This is a genomic window from Streptomyces sp. NPDC046887 (assembly GCF_040644755.1).
GTDB lineage: Bacteria > Actinomycetota > Actinomycetes > Streptomycetales > Streptomycetaceae > Streptomyces > Streptomyces lichenis.
In genome coordinates, this window is sequence record NZ_JBEYXH010000025.1 from 16,188 (window position 1) to 30,549 (window position 14,362).

1 protein-coding gene and 1 pseudogene are annotated in these 14,362 nt (G+C 72.0%); both read right to left on the reverse strand.

What is annotated here, in order from left to right:
* Positions 1-26: 26 nt before the first annotated feature.
* Positions 27-3,515: pseudogene (locus tag ABZ945_RS22000) on the reverse strand (type I polyketide synthase).
* Between the two features lie 20 nt (positions 3,516-3,535).
* A complete protein-coding gene (locus ABZ945_RS22005; protein WP_361272054.1) occupies positions 3,536-14,362 on the reverse strand; it encodes a type I polyketide synthase in 10,827 nt (3,608 codons plus the stop codon).

The window sequence follows — 14,362 nt, forward strand, 5'->3', positions numbered from 1 at the left end:
CGGTCGGCTCGGACGCGGTGGCCGGCTCATGAGATGCCGAACTTCCTGCCGATGATGTCGAACATCTCCTCGTCCGAGGCGGCGTGGAACTCCCCGCCCTCCCGGCCCCCGTCGGCGGCGGCACGGGCCTCGGTCCAGTCGGTGAGGAGGCGCTCCAGACGCCGGCCGATCACCTCGTCGGCGTCCGGGTCCGCGGTCAGCTCGGCCAGCGCGGCCTCGAACTTGTCGAGGTGGTCCAGCGCCTCGGAACGGGTGGCGGCCGCCGGGTCCGGCAGGGCCTCGGCGACGGCGCCGACCAGATGCCCGGCGAGGTCCCGGGGCGTCGGGTGGTCGAAGACCAGGCTCACCGGGAGCGTCAGACCGAGGGCGGAACCGAGCCGGTTGCGCAGCTCGACGGCGGTCAGCGAGTCGAAGCCTAGGTCCTGGAACGGCCGCGTCAGCTCCATCTCGTCGCCCGAGCCGTGCCCGAGCACGGCGGCGGCCTGCTCGCGGACCAACTCCACCAGGGCGCTGGGGTGTTCCTCGGTGGGCAGTTCGGCCAGCCGCCGCAGGACGTGCCCGGTGGCGCTCGCCGATGTCTCGTACGCCGTGCCGTCGGCCGGTACGGCCCCCGCGTCGTCGGACATCGTGCCGGTGCCGTCCGGGCGGGCCCCGACCGGAACGGGGGCCGTCGCGTCGTCCGGCCAGAACCGCCGGCGCTGGAAGGTGTACGTCGGCAGGTCCGTCCGGCGCGCGCCGGACAGGTGCGGCAGGCGGGCGAGGTCCACCGGGAGCCCTCGGACGTACGCCTCGGCGAGTGAGGTGAGGAAGCGGTCCTCGCCGCCTTCGTCGCGGCGCAGGGTGCCCACCACGGCGGCCGGCGCGCCGGCCCGTTCGAAGGTCTCCTGGAGCCCCACGGTCAGCACCGGGTGCGGGCTGATCTCCAGGAAGAAGCCGTGCTCGTCCTCCAGCAGGCGGCGTACGGTGCCCTCCAGGAGCACCGGTTCGCGCAGGTTGCGGTACCAGTAGCCGGCGTCCAGCGCTGCCGTGTCGACCACCTCGCCGGCGACCGTCGAGTAGAACGGTACGCGTCCGCGGCGCGGGGCGAGCGACGCGAGCGTGGCGACGAACTCCTCGCGTACCGCCTCGACCTGCGGGGAGTGGCCCGCGGCCGTGGCGCCGGGCACCTTCCGGGCCCGCACCCGGTCCGCGATGCAGGACGCCACCAGGTCGTCGACGGCCTCGGGCTCACCGGACACCACGACCGACGTGGGACCGTTGACCGCGGCGACCGCCAGCCGGTCGCCGTACGGTGCGATGCGCCGCCCGGCCTCCTCGGCCGGCAGCAGCAGCGACGCCATGGCGCCCTTGCCCGTCAGCCGGTTCAGCAGGACGCTGCGCAGGGTCACGATCCGGGCCGCGTCCTTCAGCGTCAGGGCGCCCGCGACATACGCGGCGGCGATCTCGCCCTGCGAGTGGCCCACCACGGCGTCCGGCTCCACGCCATGCGACCGCCACAGCTCGGCGAGGGCCACCATCACGGAGAACAGCACGGGCTGCACCACATCGAGGCGGTCCAGGGACGGCGCGCCCGGCCGGGACCGCAGGACATCCGTGAGCGACCAGTCGACGTAGGGGGCGAGCGCCTCACCGCAGGCGTCGATCCGCTCGCGGAACACCGCCGACGACTCCAGCAGGCTCCCGGCCATCTCCGGCCAGTGCGAACCCTGCCCGGGGAAGACGAACACGGTCTTCCCGGACGTGGTACCCGTCCCCTTGACCAGGCGGGCGTCCTCCCGGCCGGCGGCCAGCGCGTCGAGACCCGCCGCCAGGGCGGCCCGGTCCGTGCCCACCACGACGGCGCGGTGATCGAACGCCGTACGGGCCGCGAGGGAGGCGGCAAGGTCGGCGGACGGCACATCGGGATGTGTCCGCAGATGGTCGGAGAGACGCTCCGCCTGGGCGCGCAGCGCCTGTTCGCCGCGCCCCGAGACGGTCCACAGGAAGGTGGCCTCCGGGACCACCGCGCCCTGCGCACGTGCCGGGGTGTCCTCGGCCGCCGTGGGGGCGGGGGTGCTCTCGGCCGTTGTGCGCGCGGGGGTGTTCTCGGCCGTCGTGCGCGCCGGGGTGTTCTCGGCCGTCATGGGGGTCGGGGCCTGCTCGACGATGACATGGGCGTTGGTGCCGCTGATGCCGAAGGAGGAGACGCCCGCGCGGCGCGGCCGCCCGTCCTGCGGCCAGGCCACCGGCTCGACGGCCAGCCGCACGGTCCCCGCGCTCCAGTCGACATGCGGGGTGGGCTCCTGCGCGTGCAGGGTCCTGGGCACGACCCCGTGCCGCATCGCCATGACCATTTTGATCACTCCGGCCAGCCCGGCCGCCGCCTGGGTGTGCCCGATGTTGGACTTCACCGACCCGAGCCACAGCGGCCGGTCCGGCGTACGGTCCTTCCCGTACGTGGCCAGCAGCGCCTCCGCCTCGATCGGGTCGCCCAGCTCCGTGCCGGTTCCGTGCGCCTCCACCACGTCGACCTGGTCGGAGGGGACCCGGGCGTTCGCCAGCGCCTGCCGGATCACCCGCTGCTGGGCGCCGCCGTTGGGCGCGGTCAGGCTGCTGCTGGCGCCGTCCTGGTTGACCGCGCTGCCGCGGATCAGGGCATGGACGGGGTGCCCGAGGCGCCGGGCGTCGGACAGCCGCTCCAGCAGCAGGACGCCGGCGCCCTCCGAGAAGCCGGTGCCGTCCGCGGCCGCGGAGAACGCTTTGCAGCGCCCGTCCCCGGCCAGCACCCGCTGGTTGCTGTACTCGACGAACCCCATCGGCGTGGACATCACCGTCACCCCGCCCGCCAGCGCCAGCGAGCACTCCGCCTGCCGCAGCGACTAGGCGGCCAGGTGCAGGGCGACGAGAGAGGCCGAGCAGGCGGTGTCGACGGTCACCGCGGGACCCTCGAATCCGAACGTGTAGGCGAGACGGCCGGAGAGCACCGCGGCCGCGTTGCCCGTGCCGACATGGCCTTCGAAGGCACCGGGGGAGCGCAGGAGCAGCGAGGAGTAGTCCTGGATATTGGTACCGGAGAAGACGCCGACGTCCTTGCCGCGCAGCGAGGTCGGGGCGATGCCGGCCCGTTCGAAAGACTCCCACGCGGTCTCCAGCAGCAGCCGCTGCTGCGGATCCATGGCCACGGCCTCCCGTGGGCTGACGCCGAAGAAGACGGCGTCGAAGTCGGCGGCCCCGTCGACGAAGCCGCCCTCCCGGACGTACAGGGTGCCCTTGCGGGTGCGCTCCGGGTCGTACAGCGCGTCGGTGTCCCAGCCCCGGTCTTCGGGGAACGGGCCGATCGCGTCACCGCCCTCGGCCACGAACTCCCACAGCTCCTCCGGGGAGGAGATCCCGCCGGGGAAGCGGCAGGCCATCCCGATGACGGCGATCGGCTCGTGCAGCGAGTCCACCAGCTGCTGGTGCTGCTGCTTCAGCCGCTCGGTCTCCTTCAGCGAGGCGCGCAGGGCTGTGACGACGCGTGCGTCGGTGGTGTCCATCAGCAATCTCCGGGAGGTAGTCAGGCTTCGGTGTTGATGGCCAGGTGGACAAGGCTCTCCAGGTCCATGGCATCGATGGACTCCGCTGTCACGGCCGCCGTTTCGGCGTCGTCGGCCGCCGCGGCCGCCGCGGCCGCCGCCCGCGGGTCCTGGGAGTCCTGGGGTCCGCCGGCCCCGGCCGCCGGTGCCGGGGCTCCGGGTACGGCGTCGAAGCCGGTGAGCCGCAGCAGGGCGTCCAGCACGCCGACCTCCTTGAGGCGGGAGAGCGGCAGCGCGGAGAGCGCGGCGCGGAACTCCGCGTCGGCGGTGCCCGGGTCGCCGCCGCCGGGGCCGGCCCCCGGGACGAGGCCGCTCGCGGTACCGGCCGCCTCGGCGAGCGCGCTCCGGATGTGCCGCGCCACCGCCCGCGGGGTCGGGTGGTCGAACAGGGTCGCCGCGGAGAACCGCAGGCCGGTCGCCCCGCTGAGGCGGTTGCGCAGCTCGACCACCGCGACCGAACTGAACCCCGACTCCAGGAAACCGCGGTCCGGCGAGACGGCCGCCGGGTCGGCGTGACCCAGGACGGTGGCCGCGTGGCCGCGCACCAGGCCGATGAGGGTACGGATCTGCTCGGCCTCCGGCAGCCCGGCCAGGCGCCGTACGAGGTCGTCGGCGGCGTTCGCCGGGGCGTCCTCCCGCCGGGCCACCGCGTCCAGGCGCCTGCGCCCGGGCCGTACGAGCCCGCGCAGCACGGACAGCGGCGGCGTGTCGGAGCGGCCCAGCTCCGCCAGGTCCAGGCGGGCCGGTACGGAGAAGGGCTGGTCGCGGACCAGGACCGCGTCGAACAGGGCCAGCGCCTCCTCGGCGGGCATCGGCACCGCGCCCTCGCGCCGCAGCCGGGCGAGGTCGGCCCCGGTCACCTGGCCGGCCATGCCCCGGTCCTCCGCCCACAGGCCCCAGGCGGCGGACACCGCGGTCAGGCCGAGGGCCCGCCGCCGCTGGGCGAGAGCGTCGAGGAAGGCGTTGGCGGCGCTGTAACTCGCCCGTCCGGGAGCGCCGAAAACACCGGCGACCGACGAGAACAGGACGAACGCGGAGAGGTCCAGGCCGGCCGTCAACTCGTGCAGATGGAGCGCTGCTTCGGCCTTGGGGCGGAGGACGGTGGCGAGTCGTTCGGGGGTGAGTGATTCCAGGATGCCGTCGTCGATGACGCCCGCGCAGTGGACGACGCCGGTGAGGGGGCGGTCGTCGGGGATGGAGTCCAGCAGGGTGGCGAGGGCGTCGCGGTCGGCGACGTCGCAGGCCTCCACTCGTACCCGGGCGCCGTGCTGCTCCAGTTCGGTGAGGAGGGCTGGGGTGGATGGGGCGGCGGGGCCGCGGCGGGAGACCAGGAGCAGGTCCCGTACGCCGTGGGCGGTGGCGAGGTGCTTGGCCACCAGGGCGCCCAGGCCGCCGGTGCCGCCGGTGACCAGGACGGTGCCGGTTGGGCCGAAGGCGGCCTGGGGTGTGTCGGTGGGGGTGGTGGTGGTCCGGGTCAGTCGGGGGGCGAGTGCGCGGCCGGCGCGTACGGCTACCTGTGGCTCGCCCGTGCCCAGGGCCAGCCGTATCGCGGCCTGTTCCGCCTCCGGGGAGAGACCCGGTTCGATGTCCACCAGGACGAGCCGGTCCGGGTGTTCCCGCTGGGCGGAACGCACCAGGCCCCATATCGAGGACGCCGCCACACCTGCGACGGCCTCGTCCGGGGCCGCACTGATGGCACCCCGGGTGAGCAGCACCAGCCGGGACCGGGCGAAGCGTTCCTCCGCGATGAACTCCTGCACCACCGCCAGGACGTCTGCCGCGAGCCGCGACACACCTTCCCCGGCATCGTCGGCGACGGACCAGACCACCACCTCGGACGGCTCCGGTGCCCCCCAACGGGCCCAGTCCGTCGGGGCCTTCGCCACCGTGGGTACCGGCTCCCAGGCCACATCGAACAGTGCGTCCCGGATCGCGCCACCACTCGCGGCACGCAGCTGCTCCCGTACCACCGGGCGGGTCACCAGTCGACCGACCGACAAGACCGGTGCGCCCGACGCATCCGCCACATGCAGGGACACGCCGTCCTCGCCCGACGGCGCGAGATGGACCCGAACCGCCGAAGCGCCCGCCCCATGCAGCTCGACGTCCGACCACTCGGCCGGCACAAGGACGCTCTCGGGGTCATGGTGGTGCACCGTGCACAGCGCCGCCGTACGCGACACCGCGTCCAGCAGCGCGGGGTGGATGCCGTACGCCGATGCCTGTCCGTCCGCCGCTTCGGGCAGGGCGACTTCGGCGAACACCTCCTCGCCGCGCCGCCAGGCGGCCCGTACTCCGTCGAATGCCGGCCCGAGGCCGAGCGCGGACCCGGCCGTGCGCCCGTGCACCTCCTGGATCGGTAGCGGGACGGTCCCGGCGGGCGGCCACGCGTCAGCTCGTACGCCCTCGAAGGCAGGGGCAGCGAGAGCGGCGGTGTCGGCGGTCAGGGTGCCGGAGGCGTGCAGCGTCCAGCTCACGTCCTCGGCCGCGTCACCCGGGCGGGAGAAGACCTCCACCGTGCTGCGGCCCTGCGCGTCCGGGTGCGACACCAGTACCTGGATGGGCTGGGGAGCGCCGGCGCCGTCGGGCAGCACCATGGGCTCGTGCGAGGTGAGCCGTTCCAGATGGGGGAGCGCCACCTGGTCGCCGGCCTGAAAGGCGAGTTCGACCAGCGCGGAGGCGGGGAGGACGACATGGCCGTACAGGGTGTGGTCGGCGAGCCAGGGCTGTTCGGCGAGCGAGAGCCGTCCCGTCAGCAGCACGCCCCTGTGGTCCGGCAGCGACACCTTCGCTCCCAGCAGAGGGTGTCCGGCGGGGGTCAGGCCGAGTCCGGTCGCGTCGCCGGTCCTCGCCGGGACGTCCAGCCAGAACCGTTCCCGTTGGAACGCGTACGTGGGCAGGTCGCGGGTGACCGGGCCCACACCGAGAACGGTCGGCCAGTCCACCTCCGTCCCGTGGACGTGGGTGCGGGCCAGTGCTTCCAGCAGGGCCCGGGGCTCGGGGGCGTCCGCGCCGCGTAGAGCGGTTGCGAACACTGGTGCGGTGTCCTGCTCCGCCGTTGCGCAGTCGGGGCCGAGGGCAGACAGCACACCGTCGGGGCCGAGTTCCAGGAAGACGGATACGCCTTCGGCTTCCAGTGCCTGGACACCGTTGAGGAAGTGCACCGGTCGGCGTACATGGTCGACCCAGTATTGCGCCGAGCACACTTCCTGCGGCTGGGTGAGGGCTCCGGTGAGGTTGGAGATCAGCGGTAGTTCGGGGGAGTGGTAGTCCAGTGTGTGGGCGATGGTGCGGAAGTCCTCCAGCATGGCGTCCATATGGGGTGAGTGGAACGCGTGGCTGACCGCCAGCCGCTTGGCCCGTCGCCCGCGCTTCTTCCAGTCGGCGACAAACTTCTCTACTGCGTCTGTGTCGCCGGAGACCACGGTCGATGAGGTGCTGTTGACGGCCGCGATCTCCAGTCGGCCGTGGAAGTCGCCGTGGTCCAGTGCCGTTTGGACTTCTTCTTCGGAGCCTTCCAGCGCGGCCATCGCTCCGTCGGCGGGCAGTGCTTGCATCAGTCGGCCCCGTGCTGCGACCAGCCGTACCGCGTCGTGGAGTGACAGCACGCCCGCGATGTGGGCGGCGGTGATCTCTCCGATGGAGTGGCCGATCAGGTAGTCCGGCCGTACGCTCCATGAGGAGACCAGTCGGAACAGCGCGACTTCCAGAGCGAAGATCGCCGGTTGGGCGAACTCCGTCTGATCCAGCACTCCTTCATCCGTCGCCATCTCACCGAACATCACCGCACGCAGAGGACGGTTCAGTTCGTTGTCGAACAGTGCGACGATCTCGTCCAACGCCTCTGCGAACACGGGGAACTGGGCGTAGAGCTCGCGGCCCATTCCCACTCGCTGACTGCCTTGTCCGGTGAACATCACCGCCGTACGCACCGGCCCCTCCGCCGTGCCGCGGATCAGCCCAGCGACGCCCTCGCCTTCCGCCAGGGTGTGGAGGGTGGTGAGGAGGGTGTCGGTGGTCTCAGCGGTCTGAGCGGTCTCGGTGAGGAGGACTGCCCGGTGTTCGAAGGTGGAGCGTGTGGTGGCCAGCGCGCGTCCGACGGTCCGCATGTCCCACTCTGGTTGGGTGGCCAGGTGTTGGTGGAGTCGGCGTGCTTGTGCGTGTAGTGCGGGTTCGGTGCGGGCGGAGAGGATCCAGGGGACCATGCCGCCGGTGGGTGGTGGTTCGTCGGCCGGTGTGGTCGGTTGGGCGGGTTCTTCGAGGATGACGTGGGCGTTGGTGCCGCTGATGCCGAAGGACGACACACCGGCTCGTCGTGGTCGATCGGGTGTTGGGGGCCATGGTTGGGCTTGGCGGAGGAGTTCCACTGCGCCTGTGGTCCAGTCGACCAGGGGGGTGGGTTCCTGGGCGTGCAAGGTGCGGGGGAGTGTCCCATGGCGCATCGCCATGACGGTTTTGATGACGCCGGCGACGCCTGCTGCTGTCTGGGTGTGTCCGAGGTTGGATTTGAGTGAGCCGAGCCAGAGGGGTCGGTGGGGTGTGCGGTCTTTTCCGTAGGTGGCCAGGAGTGCGTGTGCTTCGATGGGGTCGCCGAGTCGGGTGCCGGTGCCGTGTGCTTCTACCGCGTCGATGTCTTGCGGCTGGAGGCCTGCGTTGGTGAGGGCTTGGCGGATGACTTTCTCTTGGGCGGGGCCGTTGGGGGCGGTGAGTCCGTTGCTGGCGCCGTCTTGGTTGATCGCGCTGCCGCGGATCACGGCCAGGGTGTGGTGGCCGTTGCGTATCGCGTCCGACAGGCGCTCCAGTACGAGGACGCCGACGCCTTCGGACCAGCCGGTGCCGTCCGCTTCCGCGCCGAAGGCCTTGCACCGCCCGTCCGACGCCAGCCCACCCTGACGACTGAACTCGACGAAGGCTGTCGGGGACGACATCACGGTCACCCCACCCGCCAGGGCGAGGGTGCTTTCGCCGCGCCGTAGCGAGTCGGCGGCGAGATGCAGGGCGACCAGCGACGACGAGCACGCCGTGTCCAGCGTCACCGCCGGACCCGACAGACCGAGGACGTACGACAGTCGGCCCGAGGCCACGCTTCCGGCGGAGCCGTACCCGAGGAAGCCTTCCAGCCCCTCGGGGATGTCCGGCAGCCGCGATCCGTAGTCGTGATACATGACACCGGAGAACACGCCCGTCGAGCTGCCCTTCAAGCTCTTCGGGTCGATTCCCGCGCGCTCGATCGCCTCCCAGGAGGTCTCCAGCAGGAGACGTTGCTGCGGGTCCATGGCCAGCGCCTCGCGCGGCGAGATGCCGAAGAAGTCGGCGTCGAAGTCCGCGGCGTCATAGAGGAATCCGCCCTCGGCGGCGTACGCATCCGTGTCGAAGGTCTCGCCCACCTCCCAGCCCCGGTCATCGGGGAAGGGACCGACGGCGTCGATGCCGTCGGACACCAGCCGCCACAGATCCTCGGGCGTGCGCACGCCACCGGGATACCGGCACGCCATACCCACGATCACGATCGGGTCGTCGGACGTGACGGAGGCGGCCACGGTGACGGCCTGCGCCTCCACGGTGCCCGCGAGTTCCCGCGTCACATACTCGGCGATGTGCTTGGGGGTCGGGTGGTCGAAGACGAGGGAGGCGGGGAGTCGCAGGCCGGTGGCTTGGTTGAGCTGGTTGCGCAGCTCGACTGCCATCAGGGAGTCGAAGCCCAGGTTCTTGAACGGTGTGTCGACTGCGACCGGTCGGCCGGGCCCGTATCCGAGCACGTCGCCCACCTGACGTTGGACCGCATCGAGGACCACCCGGCGCCGTTCTGCCTCCCCAAGACCTGCGACCCGGGATGTCAGCCCCGTGCTCTCGGTGCGAGCCGGGCGCTTGGCGCCGGTTGTGCCGACCAGTGTGCGCAGGAGCGGGGGCACCTGTGCCGGTTCCCGTCGTCGCAGCCCGGCGGTGTCCAGCGCGGCCGGCACCACCAGCGCGCTATCCGAAGCTATTGCCGTGTCGAAGAGTGCCAGGCCTTCCTGCGCGCTCATCGCTGACAGGCCCAGGGCGGCCAGGCGTGCTCGGTCCACCTGGGTCAGCCCGCCGGTCAGGCCGCCGTCCGTGTCCCACCAGCCCCAGGCCAGGGACACCGCCGCGAGCCCCCGGCCCCGCCGGTGCGAGGCCAGTCCGTCCAGTGCCGCGTTCGCCGCGGCGTATCCGGCTTGCCCGGCGCTGCCCACCACACCGGCGAAGGAGGAGAACAGGACGAACGCGGAGAGGTCCAGCTCGGCCGTCAATTCGTGCAGGTGGAGTGCTGCTTCGGCCTTGGGGCGCAGGACGGTGGCGAGTCGTTCGGGGGTGAGTGATTCCAGGATGCCGTCGTCGATGACGGCTGCGGAGTGGACGACGCCGGTGAGGGGGCGGTCGTCCGGGATGGAGGCCAGCAGGGTGGCGAGGGCGTCGCGGTCGGCGACGTCGCAGGCCTCCACTCGTACCCGGGTGCCGTGTTGTTCCAGTTCGGCCACCAGGGCGGGGATGCCATCGGCGGCGGGGCCGCGGCGTGAGACCAGGAGCAGGTCCCGTACCCCGTACGCCGACGCCAGATGCTTCGCCACCAGGGCGCCCAGACCGCCGGTGCCGCCGGTCACCAGGACGGTGCCGGATGGGCCGAACACCGCCTGTGGTGCTTGCGCGGGGACGGTGGTGGTCCGGGTCAGTCGGGGGGCGAGTGCGCGGTCAGCGCGTATGGCTACCTGTGGCTCGCCCGAGCTCAGGGCCAGCCGTATCGCGGCCCGCTCCGCCTCCGGCGACAGTCCCGGCTCGACGTCCACCAGGACCAGCCGGCCCGGGTGCTCTCGCTGGGCGGAACGCACCAGGCCCCACACCGATGCTGCCGCCATATCCCTGACGGCCTCGTCCTGGGCGGCACTGATGGCGCCCCGGGTGAGCAGCACCAGACGGGATTGGGAGAAGCGTTCCTCCGCGATGAACCCCTGCACCACCGCCAGGGCGTCTGCCGCGACCCGCGACACACCTTCCCCGGCATCGTCGGCGACGGACCAGACCACCACCTCGGAGGGCTCTGGTGCCCCCCAACGGACCCAGTCCACGGAGGTCGGCACCTTGGTGGCTACCGGCTCCCAGGCCACATCGAACAGTGCGTCCCGGACCCCACCACCGTCTGCGGCACGCAGCTGCTCCCGCACCACCGGGCGGGTCACCAGCCGGCCGACCGACAAGACCGGTGCGCCCGACGCATCCGCCATATGCAGGGACACGCCGTCCTTGCCCGACGGCGAGAGATGGACCCGGACCGCCGAAGCCCCGAGGAGCGACAGTTCGATGTCGGACCAGGCGAAGGGAAGCCGCAGTTCGTCCGAGGCCGGGTCGATGGACATATGGAGGGCGGCGTCCAGGAGCGCGGGGTGGATGCCGTACGCCGATGCCTGTCCGTCCGCCGCCTCGGGCAGGGCGACTTCGGCGAACACCTCCTCGCCGCGCCGCCAGGCGGCCCGTACACCCTGGAACAGCGGCCCGTATGCGTAGCCCATATCGGCCAGCCGGTCGTACAGGTCCTCCACCGGGAGCGGGGCCGCGGCACGCGGCGGCCATACGTCCAAGGCAGGGCGGGAGGGGTTGTCGTGGCCCGTGGCCAGCACGGTTCCGGTGGCGTGCAGCGTCCACACCTCATCGCCCGGTGCCGCTTGCATGTCACCGCGGCCGTCCGGGCACGAGTGGACCGTCACGGCACGCCGCCCGTCCTCATCCGCGCCCGCCACCGTCACCTGGAGCCGCACACCAGTCGACTCGCCCAGAACCAAGGGTTGCTGAAGCGTCAACTCCTCCAGCCGGCCGCCCGCCTGCAACGCCAGCTCCACCAGCACCGCACCGGGCACCACCACCGAACCGAACACCGCGTGATCCGCCAACCACGGCTGTTCGGCGAGCGAGAGCCGTCCGGTCCACAGCACGCCTCGGTGGTCTGGTAGCGATACCTTCGCTCCCAGCAGGGGGTGTCCGGCGGGGGTCAGGCCGAGTCCGGTCGCGTCGCCGGCCCTCGCCGGGACGTCCAGCCAGAACCGTTCCCGTTGGAACGCGTACGTGGGCAGGTCACGGGCGACCGGGCCCGCGCCGAGAACGGCCGGCCAGTCCACGCCCGTTCCATGGACATGGACACGGGCCAGTGCTTCCAGCAGGGCCCTGGGCTCGGGCGTGTCCGCGCCGCGCAGTCCGGGCGCGAACAGCGGCACCCTGTCCTGCTCCGCCGCCGCGCAGTCGGGGCCCAGGGCTGACAGCACGCCGTCGGGGCCGAGTTCCAGGAAGGCCGAGACGCCTTCGGCTTCCAGCGCCTGGACACCGTCCAGGAAGCGCACCGGTCGGCGCACATGGTCGACCCAGTACTCCGCCGAGCACACCTCCCGCGGCCCGGCCAGAGCGCCCGTCACATTGGAGATCAGCGGTAGTTCGGGGGAGTGGTAGTCCAGGGTGCGGGCGATGGCGTGGAAGTCCTCCAGCATGGCGTCCATGTGGGACGAGTGGAAGGCGTGGCTGACCGCCAGTCGCTTGGCCCGTCGCCGGTCCTTCTTCCAGTCGGTGACGAACTGCTCTACTGCGTCTGTGTCGCCGGAGACCACGGTCGATGAGGTGCTGTTGACGGCCGCGATCTCCAGTCGGCCGTGGAAGTCGCCGTGGTCCAGCGCTGCTTGGACTTCTTCTTCGGAGCCTTCGAGCGCGGCCATCGCTCCGTCGGTGGGCAGTGCTTGCATCAGTCGGCCTCGTGCTGCGACCAGCCGTACCGCGTCGTGGAGTGAGAGCACGCCCGCGATGTGGGCGGCGGTGATCTCTCCGATGGAGTGGCCGATCAGGTAGTCCGGCCGGACACCCCATGAGGAGACCAGCCGGAACAGCGCGACTTCCAGGGCGAAGATCGCCGGTTGGGCGAACTCCGTCTGATCCAGCGCTCCTTCATCCGTCGCCATCTCACCGAACATCACCGCGCGCAGAGGACGGTTCAGTTCGTTGTCGAACAGTGCGACGATCTCGTCCAACGCCATGGCGAACACCGGGAACTGGGCGTAGAGCTCGCGGCCCATTCCCACTCGCTGACTGCCCTGTCCGGTGAACATCACCGCCGTACGCACCGGCCCCTCCGCCGTACCGCGGATCAGCCCAGCGACGCCCTCGCCTTCCGCCAGGGCGTCGAGGCCGGTGAGAAGGGTGTCCCGGTCCGCTCCCACCAGGACGGCCCGGTGGTCGAGCCGCGCGCGGGTGGTGGCCAGCCCCCGCCCGATGGTCCGGGTGTCCAACTCCTCATGCTCGATGAGGTGTTTACGGAGCCGGCGGGCTTGTGCCCGCAGCGCCGGTTCACTGCGAGCCGACACCACCCACGGCACCAGGCCACCGGCCGGCAGCGGATCACTTTCCGGCTCCGAGGGCTCCGGCTCCTCGGGGGCCTCCTCCAGGATCAGATGCGCGTTGGTGCCGCTGATCCCGAAGGACGACACACCCGCCCGCCGCAGCCGGTCCGGCGACTGCGGCCACGGCTGGGCCTCACGCAGCAGTTCCACCGCGCCTGTAGTCCAGTCCACCAGCGGCGTCGGCTCCTCGGCGTGCAGGGTCCGCGGCAGCGCCCCATGGCGCATCGCCATCACCATCTTGATCACACCGGCCACACCCGCGGCGGCCTGGGCGTGGCCGAGGTTGGACTTCAGCGACCCCAGCCACAGAGGCTGCTCCGCCGAACGGCTCCGCCCGTACGTGGCCAGCAGGGCCCGCGCCTCGATAGGGTCGCCCAACCGCGTGCCCGTGCCGTGCGCCTCCACGGCGTCGACCTCTTCGGCACCGAGACCCGCGTCGGCCAGGGCCTGGCGGATGACGCTCTCCTGGGCGGGGCCGCTGGGGGCGGTGAGCCCGTTGCTGGCACCGTCCTGGTTGACCGCGCTGCCGCGGACCACGGCCAGGACCCGGTGGCCGTTGCGCACCGCGTCCGACAGGCGCTCCAGCACGAGGACGCCGACGCCCTCGGACCAGCCGGTGCCGTCCGCGCCCGCCCCGAAGGCCTTGCACCGCCCGTCGACCGACAGTCCGCCCTGGCGGCTGAACTCCGCGAACATCACGGGGCTGGACATCACCGCCACCCCGCCGGCCAGGGCGAGGGAGCACTCGTCCCTGCGCAGGGCCTGTACGGCGAGGTGCAACGCGACGAGCGACGACGAGCACGCCGTGTCGACGGTGATGGCCGGACCGTTGAGACCGAACGTGTAAGGCACGCGGCCCGAGATGACCCCGGCCGCCGTCCCGGTGCCGTAGTAGCCCTCGATCTCGGCGGGTACGGACGGCAGACCTGCGGCGTAGTCGTGGTACATCACGCCCGCGTAGACGCCCGTACGGCTGCCCTTGAGGGTGGTGACATCGATACCGGCCCGCTCGACCGCTTCCCACGAGGTCTCCAGCAGGAGACGTTGCTGCGGGTCCATGGCCAGCGCCTCGCGCGGCGAGATGCCGAAGAAGTCGGCGTCGAAGTCGGGCGCGTCGTACCGGAATCCGCCCTTGCGGGTGGCGCTCTTCCCGGGCCGGTCGGGGTCCGGGTCGAAGAGTGCGTCGGTGTCCCAGCCGCGGTCTTCGGGGAAGTCCGAGATGGCGTCACCACCCCGGTCGACCAGCCGCCACAGGTCCTCCGGGGAGTCCACCCCGCCCGGGTAACGGCAGGCCATGCCCACGATCGCGATCGGCTCGCGGTGGCGCTCCCGCGCCTCCTGGAGTTGCCGGCGCGTCTGGTGCAGCTCCCGCGCGGCCCACTTCAGTTTGCTCAGCAGGTTGTCTTCGTCGGTCAT